The sequence below is a fragment of the Candidatus Pelagibacter sp. Uisw_136 genome (assembly GCF_047720275.1).
Taxonomy (GTDB): domain Bacteria; phylum Pseudomonadota; class Alphaproteobacteria; order Pelagibacterales; family Pelagibacteraceae; genus Pelagibacter.
Genome location: NZ_CP159812.1, coordinates 975,410 through 991,264, shown reverse-complemented (window position 1 = coordinate 991,264; position 15,855 = coordinate 975,410). Strand labels below are relative to the sequence as shown.

Sequence of the window (15,855 nt, the reverse complement as noted above, 5' to 3'; positions counted from 1 at the left end):
CGAGAATATTTAAATTTAAGAATTATATAAAGTCTAATGGAAAAAAACTTAAAAATTGGAATCGTAGGTGCTGGAATACAGGGTATTTCCAATGCTTTATTTTTACAAAAAAAAGGTTTTAGTGTAACAATTTTTGACAGGGATAAGCCAGGTAGTCCTGCAGCATCTTATGGTAATGCTGGTCACTTTTCTCCATACGCATCTGTCCCAATTAATAGACCTGATGTTTTAACGGATGTTCCAGCAATGCTTTTAAGCTCGACAGGTCCACTTGCACTTAAATGGAACTATGTTCCAAAAATGATACCTTGGTTTTTACAGTTTATAAAAAACTGCACTACAAAAAGAATGATGCATACCGCTAAAAATATGCATCAAATTTTAGATTTAGCATTACCCGCTTATGACGAATTATTTGATGATATTGAGCTTGGAGGATTGGTTGAAAAAAAAGGTATTTTATATATTTGGAATGATCAAAGTTTAAAAAGTAGAGAATTAGAAATTAAAGTTAGAAATGAACTAGGTGTTGATCAACAAGTAGTAACTCCAAAAGAAATTCATGATTTAGAACCTAATATAAAACCGATCTATCATGGAGGTGTTTATTATCAACATGGTAGACATGCCAGAAATCCTAAGAAAATTCTTTTAAAGCTTTATGATCTGTTTTTGAAAAAGGGTGGCAAGTTTTTAAAAATGAATATCAAAGACATAAGTTTTAATGATGAAAAGCCAGTTATAAAAGCTGAAACACAAAGCTTTCTTTTTGACAAAATTGTAATTGCCTGTGGTTCATTTTCAAAAAAACTAACAGATAATTTAGATGAAAAAATACCTCTTGATACTGAAAGAGGATACCATGTTCATTTTAAAGATTGTGATCATCTTTTAAGTAGACCGGTAATTTTTCAAAATAGAGGATTTGGTATTACACCTATGGAACAAGGACTTAGAGTTGTAGGCACTGTCGAATTTGGTGGTTTAGATAATCCTTTATCAAAATCAAGAGTTAAAAATTTAATTAATAATGCAAAGTACATGATGGGTGATTTACCCGAACATGAAGATGAGTGGCTTGGTTTTAGACCAACATTACCAGATTACTTACCTGTAATAGGACCCTCAAAAAAACATAAAAATGTTTTTTATTGTTTTGGACATCATCATTTAGGATGGACTTTAGGACCAATTTCAGGGAAGATAATTTCTGGAATGATAGCTGAAGAAAACACAAACCTAGATTTAAAACCATATAGCTCTCTTAGGTTTAGCTAAGTGATAAATAAAAATAATGTTGCTTATATTTTTTTATTTTTAGCAGCTTTATTCTGGTCAGGAAATTTTTTAGTTGGAAAATTTGCTAGCCAATACCAAATACCACCATTTTCATTAAATTTTTATAGATGGCTTTTTGCTTGGTTGATCTTAGCGCCATTTACGATTCAAGAATTATTTAAAAAAAGAAGTTATATTTTAGAAAATTATAAATATTACACAATTCTTGGAATAACGAGCGTTACCATATTTAATTCAATCGTCTATTATTCTTTAAACTTTACGCAAGTTATCAGTGGAGTGTTAATGATATCAACAATACCTGTGATGATCATTTTCATTTCATCAATTTTAAAAATTGAAAAAACTAATAGTTTTCAAATATTGGGAGTTACATGTTCTTTTATTGGAGTTGTTTTGATAATAACTAAAGCAAATCTAGGAATATTAATGAATTTAGATTTTAACAAGGGTGATATCACGATGGTTTTTGGAATGCTGTCTTGGGCTACTTATTCTGCTCTATTAAAGAAAAAAAAACATGAACTATCTCAACTAGGGTTACTAGAAGTAGTAATTTCATTTGGCTTTATTTTTTTAATACCAATATATTTTATAGAGTATCAAATGGGCTTTAGGATTGTTTTAAATCAAAACTTTTACCTGATTTTATTTTATGTAGTTTTATTTCCAGGTCTTGCTTCTTTTATTTTTTGGATAAAAGGAGTTGCTTTAATTGGTGCCAATAGAGCGGGTGTTTTTTTACACATGATGCCTATTTTAAGTGCAATAATGGCAATGATTATTTTTAATGAAAAATTTATGTTTTATCATATGTTAGGCGCAATATTTATTTTAACCGGAATCCTTTTATCAAATAGAAAGATTAAAAATGCTTAAAGTTGCTATCTTAGATGATTACCAAAACGTGTCTCACGAATTTGTTGATCTAAAAAAATTATCTGGAAAATATGAATTTAAAATATTCAGTGAACCCTTTGAAGATGAGGCAGACGCCATAGAACAATTAGCAGACTTTGAAGCATTATTGATAATGAGAGAGAGAACTCTCATCACTAAAAATTTAATTGATAATTTAAATGACCTTAAATATATCATCACAAGTGGCTCAAGAAATAAAGCTATAGACCTAGCTGCTGCTAAAAAAAGAGGAGTTGTAGTGTGTGGAACGGAAATTGATTTTGCAGGTACAACAGAATTAACTTGGGGTTTAATCTTAGGTTTAGCTAGAAATTTCAAAGAAGAAATTGACAATATGTACCAAGGTTACTGGCAATCAACTATTGGACTTGAGCTTAAGGGAAAGATTTTAGGGTTAGTTGGACTTGGAAGAGTTGGATCTCAGGTTGCTAAAATTGGTAAAGCTTTTGGCATGGAAGTTATGGCTTGGAGTGAAAATTTAAACTTAGATACTTGTAAAGAACTTGGTGTACTACCTTGTAGTAAAGAAGATTTATTTCAAAATTCTGATTTTATATCTATTCATGTTCAAGGTGGAGAAAGATATAAAGAGTTAATAAAACTAAAAGAGTTAGACACAATGAAAAAGACTGCCTTTTTAATTAACACATCTAGAGGATCAATTATTAATGAAGATGATTTAATTATAGCATTATCAACTAATGTTATTGCTGGAGCAGGACTTGATGTTTATGAAAAAGAACCATTACCAGAAGGCAATAAACTAAGATTTTTACCAAATGCATTATTAATGCCCCATGTTGGTTATGTTACTGCAGAAAATTATAGTATGTTTTATACACAAATGATTGAAGGTTTAGAGGCTTGCGTAAACAAAAAGCCTATTCGTATTATTGAATAGAAATGGAATTGCCAGTAGTTAATCATGAGTCTTATGTTGCAAAAATTGGTGATGATCACAAATTTCCAATTAATAAATTTGGTGAACTTGCTAAATATTTAATAAATAAAAAAATTGTAAAAAAATTTCATAAACCTTATCCGTGCTCATTTGAAACTTTAAATAAAGCTCATTCAAAAAATTATATTAACAATATAAAAAATAAAACATTAGATGAAAGTGGAGTAAAAAAGATTGGCTTCCCTTTAGTTGACAGTGTAGTTCAAAGGTCTTTAGTAGCAACAGGAGGGACAGTGTTAGCAGCCAAACTTGCATTAAATTTTGGTATCGCTTGTAATACTGCGGGAGGTAGTCATCATGCAAACTATGATAGTGGAGCTGGTTATTGTGTTTTTAACGACGTAGCAGTTGCTGCACATTATTTATTAGATAGAGGGTTAGCCAATAGAATATTAATCGTAGATCTTGATGTTCATCAAGGTAATGGTAACTCAGAAATATTCAAATATAATAGACATGTTTTTACTTTTAGTATGCACTCAAAAACTAATTATCCTGCTAAAAAATCTATTAGTGATCTGGATGTTGAGCTTGAAAACAACCTTGAAGATGCTGCTTATATTAGAACTCTTAAATTTTATTTAAATGAGTTGAATAAAGAAAATTTTGACTTTGTCTTTTACATTGCAGGTGTAGATATTCACTTAAATGATAGATTGGGTAAATTGAATATTTCAGATGACGGGGTAAGGAAGAGAGATGAGTTAGTAATCAACAATTTTTTTTCTAAAAAAATACCTTTTTGTGGAGTACTAGGAGGAGGATATAATAAAAATTTTAGTAAATTGGTAGAATTACACTCTATATTACATCAAACTTGTGCTAAATTTATTTAACTTATGACAAAAAAAATTAACAAAGATCTAACTGCTGAACAAAAATTAGTTTTATTTGAAGATGGAACAGAAGCTCCTGGTACAAGTGAATTAAATCACGAGAAGAGAGAAGGGAGTTATCACTGCACTAATTGTGGTGAAAAATTATTTGATTCAAATGCAAAATATGAAAGTGGTTCAGGCTGGCCTTCATTTTACCAATCATTACCTGATGCTTTTGAAACTAAAACAGATACACTGTTAGGGTATGAGAGAGTTGAATATCATTGTAAAAAATGTGGTGGTCATCATGGTCATATCTTTGAAGACGGACCTAAACCAACTGGAAAAAGATACTGTAATAACGGTGTTTGTCTAACTTTTAAGCCAAAAGAATAATATTATTAAGTAAACTATTTAAGAAGTTCTTGAAGTTTATTTTCTTTTTCTAAAGCTCTAGTTTCATCGTAGCCACCAATGTGTTGATCATCAAAGAAAATTTGAGGAATTGTTCTTTTACCATTAGCTTTTTTAATCATTTCATCCATTGCACCGTCAACTGTTGCAATGTTGATTTCTTTATATTCAACGTTGTTTCTAGTTAATAATTTTTTTGCTGCATCACAAAAAGCACAAAGTGGTCCTGTATAAATAGTTACTGATTTCATGGATTATAAATAATCATTCTTTTTAATTTTACTAGTAATTTCTTTTCTTGAATACTCGAATTTCTTTTTATGCTTAATGCTTTTTTGATTAACTCTTTTTCTCCACAATCTAAAAGATACAGGCTTTATAGATCGTCTCATAATCTTAATAACTTCACCTTCTGTTTTTCCAGTCTTTTTCTCAATTTCCTCAAAAGTGATTCGATCTGCCCAAGCTGCCCAAATGATCCAGTCAGGATCTGATATATGGGGCTCTGGATTTTTAACTCTAGTTATGGGGGTGTGACCTTTTTTTTTCATAAATCCTCAATAATCATTATATTTGAAAAAAATGATTAATGCATTTTATTTAGGGTCGTGGTATCTTTAAATCTAGATAGTCCATCTTAGCCATCTTTAGCTCCCGGTTTTTTTGGACTATCCTTAAATCTTAAAATGCTCCCTTTAAATTATTTCCTTTTTTTACAGATAATTTTATTTCTATTTATTACGCCTGGCACACCTAGAATTGTAATTATTTCTTATTCGATGAATTATGGAGTTCAAAAATGTATTTGGACAGCTCTTGGAGATATTACAGCAAATATTATTCAAGCCACATTAGTAATTTTTGTTTTGGGATCTTTTTTTGTCGATAATCCAAATTTTTTAAATATCTTTAAGTGGATAGGAATTGCATACTTACTCTATCTTGCTTACGATATTTATAATTCAAGACTTAAAGATATAAGTTCAGATAATATTTCATCAAAAAGTTTTTTTTCTTTTTTTAAAGATGGGTTTTTAGTTGCAGGAACAAGTCCTAAAGCTTGGATGTTCTTTCCATTAATATTTCCACAGTTTATTGACTTTAATTCAAATTATATCGTTCAATTTTTTATTTTAATCACAACGTATGTTGTTTTGGATTTTTTATCTCTAATTGCTTATGCCGTACTTGCTAGAAAGTTAATTATTTGGATAAAAGCAAATCCAAGAGTTATAAATACAATTTCAGCGTGCGTATTGATTATAATTGCAATTATAATTGCATTTATTCAAAAGTATTAATTATCAATAAAATTGCGGCAATTAAGTCCGTATGACGTTAGTTGTATTTTTAATCATTTAGATGTTTAATTGTTTTTTTAAATTTAAAACTAATAGAGGAAGAAATAAAATGAAAATCAGAAATATACTAATTACATTAGTTTCTGCAATTGCTCTTTTAATTTCAGCTTCAACTATATCTTTCGCGAAGGTAGTTGGAGATAAAATTATTTTAGGTGCAGCTGTTTCATTAACTGGAAAATATTCATCTAATGGTGTTCATACTCAAAACGGCTATAACTTAGCAGTTGAGAGAATTAACAGCATGGGTGGTGTTAAGGTTGGTGGAAAAACTTACAAGTTTGATATTATTTATTACGATGATGAATCAAATTCTGGAAGAGCAGCACAACTTGCAGAAAGATTAATCCAACAAGATGGTGTTAAGTTTATGCTTGGGCCCTATAGCTCAGGACTTACAAAAGCTATGGCTCCTGTAACTGAAAAATATGAAGTTCCTATGGTTGAAGCAAACGGTGCGTCTAGATCGTTATTCACTAAAGGCTACAAATATTTATTTGCAGTACTTGCCCCAGCGAACTTATATCTTGATGTAGCAATTGACCTTGCAGTTGAAAAAAATGGTGGAAAACCAGTTAAGATTGCAATGGCATTTGAACAAGACGCTTTCTCACAAGATGTGAGATTGGGTATTGTTGAAGCTGCTAAAAGAACAGGTTCTAAAATCATTATTGATGACAAGTTACCAAAAGAGCTTAACGATATGGCTGCTACTTTATCTAAAGTAAAAGCTACTAATCCAGACGTTCTTGTAGTTTCAGGTCATACTAAAGGTGCTTTAACAGCTGTTAGACAAATCTCAGAGATGAAAGTTGATGTGAAAATGTTAGCAATGACTCACTGTGATGCTGCTAAATTATCTAAGCAACATGGTAAAGCTTCTGAGTACGCACTTTGTGCTTCTCAGTGGCATAAATCTCTATCATACAAAGATAAGTTCTTTGGTGGTGGTATGAAATATGATGCTGACTTTACTAAAGCGTTTGGATATGCACCGCCATACCAAGCTGCTGAATCTTCTGCTGCTTTATTAGTTTTTAAAGATGCGTTCGAAAGAGCACAATCATTTGATACTAAAAAAGTTAGAGATGCTTTAGCCGCAACTGATATGCAAACTTTTTATGGAAACATAAAATTTGCTGCAGGTGGTCAAAACGTATCTAAGCCAATGGTACTTTTCCAAGTATCATGTAACGATGATGGTAGTGTGTGTGAAAACAAAGTTGTAGCTCCGACAAAATGGGCATCAGCTGAGTTGGTGCACCCAATTCCATCTTGGTCAGAAAGATAATACCTAATATGTAAAATGCTCCCTAGTAATAGGGGGCATTTTTTTATAAACATCTAAAGAATTTATGGATTTATTAATTTTCCAAGCTCCTATTTTAATGGTTCAAGCGTCAATGGATGGAATACTTCTTGGTATTTTGTTTGCATTAATCGCTTACGGAATGGCATTACAGTGGGGAGTAATGAATATAATAAACATTGCTCAAGGTGAATTAGTAATCATGGGTGGATACATTGCATACTTTATGTATCTATCAGGAATTCACCCAGCCTTTGGAGTAATTGTATCACCAATCATTATGTATTGTGTGGGTTGGGGAATGTACAAGCTTGTTATTAATAAAGTAGTAGACAAAGATTTGTTCACTTCAATTCTTGCTACATTTGGAATTAGTATTTTAGCTCAACAACTAATGAATTTTGCATTTGGTGCAGATGTTGTAGTTGCTCAATCAAATTTTGGAACAACAATGTTGTTTAATAATTCAGTAACACTTCCAAATGCTAAAATATTTTCAGGAGCAGTTTGTGTGATATCTGCAATTATTCTTGTCATCTACATGAAGAAATCAAAATTAGGTAGAGCAATTAGAGCAACTGCTCAAAACGCGAGAGCAGCAAAAATTTTAGGGGTTGATACTGAGAAAGTTTATGCAGCAACCTTTGGTATTAATGCAGCACTATGTGGAATAGCAGGAGCATGTATTGCAATCACATTCACACTTCATCCTTACACGGGACTACCTTACACGGTTAGATCTTTCATGATTGTAATTATTGCAGGACTTGGAAATTTACCAGCTGTTGCAATATCAGGAATGGGACTTGGAGTATTTGAAGAATGGGCAGATTATCTGCTTGGAACAGAATTTAGAATTGCAGCAGTATTCTCGTTACTAGTTATTATATTGGTTTATAGAAGGTTTAAATTAGCTCGAAAAAGAGAGTATTTAAAATAATGAATAAAAATACACTTCTATACGCAGGCTTAATAATTTTTGGTTTGGCTGGAGCATTCATATTTCCAGCTTATAAACTACAACTATCATTTTTATATATTTTAATTGTTTTGGCTATGACTTGGGATGTTCAAGGTGGACAGATGGGTTACAACACATTTGGAAACATTTTATTTTTTGGTGTTGGAATGTATGTTGCTTCAAGCACACAAATAGCAATGTTCTTTTCACTTGCTGAGTGGACAGATGCAGGAGGAGAAAAAACTTTTGTTCATACCATCCCTCAATTTTTTCAAGGTTTTGGTGTTGGTATATTACTAGCAGGAATTATTCCGACAATAATTGCAGGAGTAATTGGTTATGGGATTTTAGGTTTAAGAGGACACTACTTTGCAATTTGTACTTTAGCATTAGGAATTGCTGCAGGTGAACTTGCGGGTGGAATTGAGATTATCGGTGCAGGTCAAGGTATGACAGTTCCAGTTTGGCCAAAAGGATTTGGATCTAACGCATCATCATCTCAGTTTTTATATTATTTGTGTTTTGCTCTTGCGGTTGTAACTTTTATTACTTTGAAGTGGGCTTACAGCACAAGATTTGGTTTAGTTTTAAATGCAATAAGAGACAATGAAGATAAAGCGGAAGCAATGGGAATTCATACAATGAGATATAAAATTATTGGCTGGATGGTGTCAGCTTTCTTTGTTGGAATTGCTGGAGGATTAATGGGTCATATAAATGGATACATTGAACCAACTGAAATTGCATTTGCTGGACCAACTTTTGGTGTGTTCATGGTTTTAATGGCAATCCTTGGTGGTAAAGGAACTTTATGGGGACCGCTTGTTGGTGCAACTATATTTCATTTATTTAAAGAAGGTTTTTGGACTTACTTCTTGGGCTGGCAGTATGTTGCTCTTGGAGTTTTAATTATTGTAATCGTTGTTTATTTTCCTGAAGGGGTGATGGGATGGTTAAGAGAAAAGTATCCTGAAAGATTTGGTGAAGTTGTAGATGAAGCTGACTTAAAAGCACAGGTGGAATTAAAGTAATGGCTATATTAGACATATCAAATGTAAGTAAGTCTTTTGGTGGCGTTAAAGCTAATGTAGATATTTCAATGTCAGTTGAGCAAGGTTCAATTGTTGGATTAATTGGTCCAAATGGATCTGGTAAAACAACTTTATTTAATTCTATTGTAGGAACCTATCCAATTGATAATGGGTCAATTAAATTTGATGGTACAGAAGTTTCAGAACTGCCAGTGCCTGTTGTTGCAAAGCTTGGATTACTTAGAACTTTTCAACAAACTAGAATTTATGGAAAATTAAACTGTATTCAAAACATGTTAATCAGTAACAAACCAGAGAATGATGGAATATTATCAGTATTTCAAAAGATACCATCTGATTTAACAGATAAGGCTGAGACGTTATTAAAATTTGTAGGTCTTCATCAAAAAAGAAAGCTTAGAGCAGGAGATCTTTCTTTTGGGCAACAAAAATTGCTAGAACTTGCTATGGCACTAATGAATGAACCTAAAATGCTTTTATTAGATGAACCAACAGCTGGAATAAACCCTACTTTAATTAATGGAATAATTGACCGTTTAATTAGTGTTAATAAAGACTATGGAATTACCTTACTGGTTATAGAGCATAATATGAAAGTAATAATGAATTTAGCACAAAGAGTTTTTTGTTTAGCACACGGTCAAATGTTAGCAAACGGAACTCCAGATGAAATTAAAAATGATAAGCGTGTGCTAGACGCTTACCTGGGGGCACAATAATGTCAAATCAATATGATGTATTAGGTAAAGCACCAGGGCCAGAAGATTTACAAAAATTATCTCCAGATAATATCCACTTAACTATAAAAAAATTATCAGCTGGTTATGGTAAAATGGAAATACTTCATGATTTTAATTTAAATGTAAGTAAGGCTCAGTCACTATGTTTGATTGGACCAAATGGTGCAGGAAAATCTACAATACTTCATTCTATTTATGGATTTACTAATATTTTTTCAGGACAAATAGAAATTGATGGAAAAGAAATTACCAACTTAACTCCAGCTCAAAAACTTACATCATGTGGAATTGCTTATATACTTCAAGATAATTCTGTTTTTCCAGATATGACTGTTGAAGAAAATTTATTGATGGGTGGTTATTCCAAAGAAAATACTGACGAGTCCTATGAAGAAGCAGAAAGAATTTTTGAAAAATATGAAAGATTAAGAAATAGAAGAAATCAACCTGCTAAAGTTTTATCAGGTGGAGAAAGAAGATTATTAGAAATATCAAGAGCATTAGTTATGAAGCCATCGGTATTACTAGTTGATGAACCATCTATTGGATTAGAGCCAAGATATATCGATATGGTTTTTGAAATTTTAAGGGATCTTCAACAAACAGAGAAGAAAACAATTATTTTAGTAGAACAAAATGCTAAGAAGGGATTAGAGTTTGCAGATATAGGTTACGTTTTAGTATCTGGACAAACTGCGATTGCTGGCAAAGGGGATGATTTGTTAAAAAACCCTGATGTTGGTAGATTATTCCTTGGAGGTTAATGATTAATAAAGAATTTTTCTTTAAAGGTTTTAGATCAATTCTAGCTCCTGACAGTCCTGCTCTTGCACTCGGTTGTTGTTTTATAGCAATAGGCGCACTTCTTAAAAATTTGGGTTTTAATATTCAAGAAAGTATTTTTTCAACAATGCTTACTTACGCATTACCTGGATCGTTAGTAATGGCAGAGTCGTTATTAGTCGGTGCATCTTTATTAAATATATTTTTGGCTGTTTGGTTCGTTAATGCAAGATTATATCCAATGGCAGTTTCTTTATTCCCATTAATGATGCACAAAAGCCAACCTAAGTGGAAATATTATTTTTCTTGTCACTTCATAGCAGTGTCTGCATGGTTGATAATGAAGAGTAATTATAAGAGTATTGAAAAAAAACACAGAATTGATTTCTGGATTGGAATTGGTTGTGCAACCTGGACTACAGCAGTAATAGGCACTTTTATTGGTTTTTATGCTTCAGATTATTTAGATAAAAATATGATGATGGGTTTAGCAATTTTAAACCCAATTTATTTCTTATGTATGATGGTTGGTGCCATGAAGACCATTCAAATTACAGCTGCAGTAATTTTAGGTTTGATATTAGGGCCAATATTTTATTTTCTATCACCTGAGTGGTCAATTTTACTTGGTGGGTTAGTTGGTGGAACTATTGCTTATTTTATAGGAGAACTAAATGTCAACTAGTGTAGTTCTTGCAATTTTAGTTACATCATTAGCAACTTTTTCATCTAGATTATTGGGTGTAATTTCATCAGAAGGAATAAAAGAAACTTCAAAGTTATTTAGATGGTTTAATTGTCTTGCTTATTCAACACTAGCTGCATTAATAGCCAGAACAATTATATTTCCGGTAGGTGTTTTATCTGATGCTAGCTATCTAAGTAGAATTGTTGTGGTTTTATTTTGTTTATTCATATTTTTTATTTCAAAAAGAAATTTTGTTTATCCAACTGTGATTTCTGCTATCATGATGACAGTACTAAGTAATTATCTCTAATGGAAAATATCTCTGGAATAACAATAACCGAACATCAAGATTCAAAAAGAATAATTGATATTAGAATTGAAGATGAAATTTTAGATAAATTGATATTTCCATTCAACAAATTTGATATCACTGCTTTAGAGTATAAACCATTTACTAGATTTACTATTGCTAAAAGTTTAGACGATTTAACTTCTAATAAATTAAGCAAATTACTTAATTCAATAGTAAGAGACAGAGACACAGGCTGTTTTATAATTGGTCCAAAAAATATAAGTCCAAAAATTAATGATACGTTTTTAGTTAAACTATCAACAGCAATTGCTTATTTGATTGGCAATCCAAACCATGATGCAATGGCTGGAAAATATTATGCAAGATTTTTTGTAAAGCACGAAGATAAAAGTGATTCGTATTTGAGAAAAGCCTACACAAATATGGATCTTCATACAGACGGAACATATGTTAAGGAGACCACAGATTGGCTACTTATGACTAAAATTGAAGAACAAAATGTGCAGGGTGGAGAAACAGCAATGCTTCATCTTGACGACTGGGAACATTGTGAAGATTTATTTAATGATCCAGTTGGAAGAAAAGATTTTGTTTGGGGTTCCCCTAAAAGTAAAAATATAGAATATAAAGTTGAACATCCAGTTTTTACAACAGATGATAAGGGTAAGCCAAAAATTTCTTATATTGATCAATTCCCTGAGCCAAAAAATATGGATCAAGGAATTTTCTTACAAAAGTTATCAGATGGTTTGGAGGAGAGTAAGAATAAAGTAATCACTAAACTAGCACCTGGGTCAAGCATTGTAGCTAATAATTATTTTTGGCTACATGGAAGAAAACCTTTCAAAGAGAATAAAGATTTAAGTAGAGAACTGTTGAGAATTAGAGGTTCTTTTTTTATTAATTAATTCACCAATATCACTATAAAGTAACTATATTTATGAAATTAGGCTTTATAGGAACAGGTAAAATTACATCGGCTGTAGTTACAGGTATTTGCAGCTCTAATATTTCATATAAAAAAATAATTATTTCCCATAGAAATAAATCTATAGCTCAGAGCTTAAAAAAGAAATTTAAAAAAATAAGTATTAGTAAAGATAATCAGGAAATAGTTAATACATGTGACTGGATTTTTTTATCTGTGACACCAACTGTAGGTGAAAAAATTATTAAAGATTTAAAATTTAGATCAAGTCAAATTATAATTAGTTTCATATCAACAATTACTTTGGCTCAACTCAAAAAAGCAGTTAAAGTTAAAGCAAAAATTGTAAGAGCGATACCACTACCCCCTATATCTTTAAAAAAAGGACCAGTACCAATTTGTCCACCTAATAAAAAAGTAAAAGATTTTTTTAATAAAATTGGCACAACAGTTGAAATTAAAAATGAAAAATCTTCAATTAATTTCTGGTCAACATCAGGAATGATGGCTCCATTTTATGAACTGTTAAGAGTGATAACTGACTGGTTGGTTAAAAGAGGAGTTAAGCGAAATGATGCACAAAAATATATAACATCTTTATTTTTAGCATTATCAGAAGATGCAGTTGTGAATTCTAAAAAAGATTTAAAATATTTAGTAAAAGAATCTCAAACACCAAAAGGTTTGAATGAACAAGGGGTTAAAGAGCTAACAAAAGCAGGTTTTTATAAATCTTTAGAGAAAACTCTCAATAGTATACATAAAAGATTAAATAAATAAAATTTCATGGATCAAGAACAGAATATATTACAAATTGAAAACCTATCTAAATATTTTGGAGGGTTAGCTGCAGTTTCAGATTGTTCTTTAAAAATTAAAGAAGGATCTATTACAGGTATCATAGGACCTAATGGATCGGGCAAAACTACTTTATTTAATTTAATAGCAGGAAATTTGAAAGCTTCAAGTGGCAAAGTTTTATTTTATGACGAAGATGTAACAGACGTTCCTTCATATGAATTGTTTTCAAAAGGAATATTAAGAACTTTTCAAATAGCACATGAGTTTACTAATCTTTCTGTGCTTGAAAATTTAATGATGGTTCCAGCAAACCAATCAGGTGAAAAATTAATGACAGCCTTACTAAAACCAAGTTTAGTTAGAACTGAAGAACTTGCTGTAAAACAAAAGGCTCAGGATGTAGTTGATTTTTTAAATCTGACACATCTATCAAATGAATTAGCTGGAAATTTATCAGGTGGGCAGAAAAAATTATTAGAACTTGGACGAACTATGATGGTTGATGCAAAATTAGTATTACTAGATGAAGTAGGGGCTGGTGTTAATAGAACACTACTTAAGGATCTAGGCACTGCAATTCTTAAGTTAAATAAGGAAGAGGGGTACACATTTTGTATGATCGAACATGATATGGAGTTTATAAGTAGATTGTGTAACCCTGTTATTGTTATGGCAGAAGGGTCAGTTTTATTTGAGGGTACTGCTGAAGAAGCTAAGAAAGATGAAAAGGTTATAGAAAGTTATTTAGGCAGAGGATCAAAAATAAAGGATGAAAATTAATGGCTTTTTTTGAAGGCTTAAAAATGACAGGTGGTTATGGTAATGGACCTGATATCATTAATTCTTGTTCAGTTGATGTGAATAGAGGAGAGATAGTTTCAATTCTTGGACCCAATGGTGCAGGTAAATCAACAGCCATGAAAGCAATGCTAGGTCTTTTAAGCTTAAAATCAGGCTCAGTTATAATTGATGGAAAAGATATTTCAAAACTTTCACCACAAGATAGGGTGAGAGAGGGTATTTCATTTGTTCCACAGACAAAAAATGTATTTTCTGGAATGAGTGTTGAAGAAAATTTAGAGATGGGGGCTTACTTAAGAGATGATAATTATCAAAATATAATAGAAGAAATTTATGAACTGTTTCCAATACTTAGAGAAAAAAGAAATCAGTTAGTTGGTGAACTATCAGGAGGTCAAAGACAACAAGTAGCCCTTGGCAGAGCATTAATGATAAAACCATCTGTGTTAATGTTAGATGAACCTACAGCTGGAGTTTCTCCAATTGTAATGGATGAATTATTTGATCATATAATTAAAGTAAAAAGAACTAATGTTGCAATTTTAATGGTTGAGCAAAATGCTAAGCAAGCACTTAATATTTCTGATCGAGGATATGTATTAGTTACTGGTGAAAATAAATATTCAGGAACAGGAAAAGAATTATTAAACGACCCAAGAGTAAGAAGCTCTTTTTTAGGTGGATAGTATGGATTTTTTAAACGCAATTATATTACTATTAAATTACATTTTTATGCCAGCTCTTACGTATGGCTCGCAACTAGCACTAGGTGCAATATTTGTAACTTTAATTTATGGAATTCTACGGTTTGCAAACTTTGCAACTGGAGACATGATGGCTTTTGGTACAATGGTTACAATATTGTTTACTTGGTATTTCCAATCACTTGGAATTTCTTTAGGGGTTTTACCTACAGCATTACTTGCCATCCCTTTTGCAATTGTTTTAACAATTGGGTACATGCTCTTAGTTGATAAATTTGTTTTTAGATATTATAGAGTTCAAAAAAGCCCACCAGTTCAACTTGCAATGGTTAGTATTGGTGTAATGTTTGTAACACAAGCTGTAGTTAGAATAATAATTGGGCCATCTGACAGAAGGTTTTTTGATGGAGAAAGATTTATTATTAAAGCTAGAGAATTTAAAGAGATGACAGGACTTAATGAGGGTTTGGCTATTAAATCTAGTCAGGTAATAACTATATTTGTAACAATTGTATTGGTTTCAATTCTATTTTGGTTCTTAAATAAGACTAAAACAGGAAAAAGTATGCGTGCTTACTCAGACAACGAAGACCTAGCTTTATTATCTGGAATTGACCCCAAAAGAGTAGTCATGATTACATGGATTATTGCGGGTATTTTGGCAACAATTGGTGGAGCTTTGTATGGTTTGGACAAAAGCTTTAAGCCATTTACTTATTTTAATAACATGCTGCCAATTTTTGCTGCTGCAATTGTTGGAGGCATTGGAAACCCGTTTGGAGCATTTTTAGGAGGGTATGTCATAGCTTTTTCAGAAATATTCTTGACCTATGCTTATAAAAAATTCTTTATGTATATTTTACCAGCAAGTATGGAACCAGAAACATTAGTGCAACTATTATCTACTGATTATAAATTTGCTGTATCATTCTCTATATTGGTGATTGTTTTGCTTTATAGACCAAATGGAATATTTAAAGGGAAGGTATTGTGAGAAAGTA

General features: G+C 31.5%; 20 protein-coding genes. 18 read left to right on the top strand and 2 right to left on the bottom strand.

The window, feature by feature from the left end; genetic code table 11:
* Positions 1–36: 36 nt before the first annotated feature.
* Genes ABXT53_RS05375 through msrB form a run of 5 tightly spaced genes read left to right on the top strand, consistent with a single transcriptional unit; the run spans position 37 to position 4,395 of the window.
* A complete protein-coding gene (locus tag ABXT53_RS05375; protein WP_415290126.1) occupies positions 37–1,278 on the top strand; it encodes an NAD(P)/FAD-dependent oxidoreductase in 1,242 nt (413 codons plus the stop codon).
* Positions 1,279–2,178 (top strand): DMT family transporter, encoded by a 900-nt coding sequence (locus ABXT53_RS05370; protein ID WP_415290125.1) that lies wholly within the window; start codon positions 1,279–1,281, stop codon positions 2,176–2,178.
* On the top strand, positions 2,171–3,121 hold the full coding sequence (locus ABXT53_RS05365; RefSeq protein ID WP_415290123.1) for a D-2-hydroxyacid dehydrogenase family protein: 951 nt from the start codon (positions 2,171–2,173) through the stop codon (positions 3,119–3,121). The genes ABXT53_RS05370 and ABXT53_RS05365 overlap by 8 nt, the downstream gene beginning before the upstream one ends.
* Before the next feature lie 2 nt (positions 3,122–3,123).
* Positions 3,124–4,017, top strand: a complete 894-nt coding sequence (locus ABXT53_RS05360) for a histone deacetylase (protein ID WP_415290121.1) — start codon at positions 3,124–3,126, stop codon at positions 4,015–4,017.
* Between the two features lie 3 nt (positions 4,018–4,020).
* Positions 4,021–4,395, top strand: coding sequence for a peptide-methionine (R)-S-oxide reductase MsrB (msrB, locus tag ABXT53_RS05355; RefSeq protein WP_415290120.1), 375 nt, complete (start codon positions 4,021–4,023; stop codon positions 4,393–4,395).
* A gap of 14 nt (positions 4,396–4,409) precedes the next feature.
* Here msrB and grxC read toward each other — a convergent pair whose 3' ends face one another.
* Both grxC and ABXT53_RS05345 read right to left on the bottom strand, forming a co-directional pair.
* Entirely contained in the window at positions 4,410–4,664 is a 255-nt protein-coding gene (grxC, locus tag ABXT53_RS05350; RefSeq protein ID WP_415290119.1) for a glutaredoxin 3, read from the bottom strand.
* Between the two features lie 3 nt (positions 4,665–4,667).
* A complete protein-coding gene (locus tag ABXT53_RS05345) occupies positions 4,668–4,964 on the bottom strand; it encodes a TIGR03643 family protein (RefSeq protein WP_168607274.1) in 297 nt (98 codons plus the stop codon).
* 135 nt (positions 4,965–5,099) lie between these two features.
* On the opposite strand from ABXT53_RS05345, the gene ABXT53_RS05340 reads away from it, so the two are divergent.
* From ABXT53_RS05340 to ABXT53_RS05280, 13 genes are all read left to right on the top strand, one after another.
* Positions 5,100–5,714 (top strand): LysE family translocator, encoded by a 615-nt coding sequence (locus ABXT53_RS05340; RefSeq protein WP_415290117.1) that lies wholly within the window; start codon positions 5,100–5,102, stop codon positions 5,712–5,714.
* Positions 5,715–5,823: 109 nt separating this feature from the next.
* Positions 5,824–7,065 carry an amino acid ABC transporter substrate-binding protein gene (locus ABXT53_RS05335; RefSeq protein ID WP_415290115.1) on the top strand — a complete coding sequence of 414 codons (1,242 nt, stop codon included), beginning with the start codon at positions 5,824–5,826 and terminating at the stop codon, positions 7,063–7,065.
* 64 nt (positions 7,066–7,129) lie between these two features.
* Positions 7,130–8,023 (top strand): branched-chain amino acid ABC transporter permease, encoded by an 894-nt coding sequence (locus ABXT53_RS05330; protein ID WP_415286014.1) that lies wholly within the window; start codon positions 7,130–7,132, stop codon positions 8,021–8,023.
* Entirely contained in the window at positions 8,023–9,075 is a 1,053-nt protein-coding gene (locus tag ABXT53_RS05325; RefSeq protein WP_415277946.1) for a branched-chain amino acid ABC transporter permease, read from the top strand. The genes ABXT53_RS05330 and ABXT53_RS05325 overlap by 1 nt, the downstream gene beginning before the upstream one ends.
* A complete protein-coding gene (locus ABXT53_RS05320) occupies positions 9,075–9,815 on the top strand; it encodes an ABC transporter ATP-binding protein (RefSeq protein WP_415277945.1) in 741 nt (246 codons plus the stop codon). Before ABXT53_RS05325 ends, ABXT53_RS05320 begins: the two co-directional genes overlap by 1 nt.
* On the top strand, positions 9,815–10,600 hold the full coding sequence (locus tag ABXT53_RS05315) for an ABC transporter ATP-binding protein (RefSeq protein ID WP_415290114.1): 786 nt from the start codon (positions 9,815–9,817) through the stop codon (positions 10,598–10,600). The genes ABXT53_RS05320 and ABXT53_RS05315 overlap by 1 nt, the downstream gene beginning before the upstream one ends.
* On the top strand, positions 10,600–11,304 hold the full coding sequence (locus ABXT53_RS05310) for an AzlC family ABC transporter permease (protein WP_415290112.1): 705 nt from the start codon (positions 10,600–10,602) through the stop codon (positions 11,302–11,304). The genes ABXT53_RS05315 and ABXT53_RS05310 overlap by 1 nt, the downstream gene beginning before the upstream one ends.
* A complete protein-coding gene (locus ABXT53_RS05305; protein ID WP_415286010.1) occupies positions 11,294–11,617 on the top strand; it encodes an AzlD domain-containing protein in 324 nt (107 codons plus the stop codon). Before ABXT53_RS05310 ends, ABXT53_RS05305 begins: the two co-directional genes overlap by 11 nt.
* Positions 11,617–12,528, top strand: a complete 912-nt coding sequence (gene glaH / locus ABXT53_RS05300; RefSeq protein WP_415290111.1) for a glutarate dioxygenase GlaH — start codon at positions 11,617–11,619, stop codon at positions 12,526–12,528. The genes ABXT53_RS05305 and glaH overlap by 1 nt, the downstream gene beginning before the upstream one ends.
* Before the next feature lie 32 nt (positions 12,529–12,560).
* On the top strand, positions 12,561–13,328 hold the full coding sequence (locus tag ABXT53_RS05295) for a pyrroline-5-carboxylate reductase (RefSeq protein WP_415290110.1): 768 nt from the start codon (positions 12,561–12,563) through the stop codon (positions 13,326–13,328).
* 6 nt (positions 13,329–13,334) lie between these two features.
* A complete protein-coding gene (locus ABXT53_RS05290) occupies positions 13,335–14,129 on the top strand; it encodes an ABC transporter ATP-binding protein (RefSeq protein ID WP_415277939.1) in 795 nt (264 codons plus the stop codon).
* Positions 14,129–14,836: an ABC transporter ATP-binding protein gene (locus ABXT53_RS05285; protein WP_415290109.1), complete on the top strand. Its 708-nt coding sequence runs from the start codon at positions 14,129–14,131 to the stop codon at positions 14,834–14,836. Before ABXT53_RS05290 ends, ABXT53_RS05285 begins: the two co-directional genes overlap by 1 nt.
* 1 nt (position 14,837) lies before the next feature.
* Positions 14,838–15,848, top strand: a complete 1,011-nt coding sequence (locus tag ABXT53_RS05280) for a branched-chain amino acid ABC transporter permease (protein ID WP_415277937.1) — start codon at positions 14,838–14,840, stop codon at positions 15,846–15,848.
* The last annotated feature ends 7 nt before the right edge of the window (positions 15,849–15,855 follow it).

Coding starts and splice junctions, on each gene's coding strand:
- ABXT53_RS05345 (WP_168607274.1), bottom strand. CDS start 4,964: ATGAAAAAAAAAGGTCACACCCCCATAACTAGAGTTAAAAATCCAGAG.
- ABXT53_RS05360 (WP_415290121.1), top strand. CDS start 3,124: ATGGAATTGCCAGTAGTTAATCATGAGTCTTATGTTGCAAAAATTGGT.
- grxC (WP_415290119.1), bottom strand. CDS start 4,664: ATGAAATCAGTAACTATTTATACAGGACCACTTTGTGCTTTTTGTGAT.
- ABXT53_RS05340 (WP_415290117.1), top strand. CDS start 5,100: ATGCTCCCTTTAAATTATTTCCTTTTTTTACAGATAATTTTATTTCTA.
- ABXT53_RS05315 (WP_415290114.1), top strand. CDS start 9,815: ATGTCAAATCAATATGATGTATTAGGTAAAGCACCAGGGCCAGAAGAT.
- ABXT53_RS05290 (WP_415277939.1), top strand. CDS start 13,335: ATGGATCAAGAACAGAATATATTACAAATTGAAAACCTATCTAAATAT.
- ABXT53_RS05325 (WP_415277946.1), top strand. CDS start 8,023: ATGAATAAAAATACACTTCTATACGCAGGCTTAATAATTTTTGGTTTG.
- ABXT53_RS05335 (WP_415290115.1), top strand. CDS start 5,824: ATGAAAATCAGAAATATACTAATTACATTAGTTTCTGCAATTGCTCTT.
- ABXT53_RS05310 (WP_415290112.1), top strand. CDS start 10,600: ATGATTAATAAAGAATTTTTCTTTAAAGGTTTTAGATCAATTCTAGCT.
- ABXT53_RS05285 (WP_415290109.1), top strand. CDS start 14,129: ATGGCTTTTTTTGAAGGCTTAAAAATGACAGGTGGTTATGGTAATGGA.
- glaH (WP_415290111.1), top strand. CDS start 11,617: ATGGAAAATATCTCTGGAATAACAATAACCGAACATCAAGATTCAAAA.
- ABXT53_RS05280 (WP_415277937.1), top strand. CDS start 14,838: ATGGATTTTTTAAACGCAATTATATTACTATTAAATTACATTTTTATG.
- ABXT53_RS05375 (WP_415290126.1), top strand. CDS start 37: ATGGAAAAAAACTTAAAAATTGGAATCGTAGGTGCTGGAATACAGGGT.
- ABXT53_RS05320 (WP_415277945.1), top strand. CDS start 9,075: ATGGCTATATTAGACATATCAAATGTAAGTAAGTCTTTTGGTGGCGTT.
- ABXT53_RS05295 (WP_415290110.1), top strand. CDS start 12,561: ATGAAATTAGGCTTTATAGGAACAGGTAAAATTACATCGGCTGTAGTT.
- ABXT53_RS05365 (WP_415290123.1), top strand. CDS start 2,171: ATGCTTAAAGTTGCTATCTTAGATGATTACCAAAACGTGTCTCACGAA.
- ABXT53_RS05305 (WP_415286010.1), top strand. CDS start 11,294: ATGTCAACTAGTGTAGTTCTTGCAATTTTAGTTACATCATTAGCAACT.
- msrB (WP_415290120.1), top strand. CDS start 4,021: ATGACAAAAAAAATTAACAAAGATCTAACTGCTGAACAAAAATTAGTT.
- ABXT53_RS05330 (WP_415286014.1), top strand. CDS start 7,130: ATGGATTTATTAATTTTCCAAGCTCCTATTTTAATGGTTCAAGCGTCA.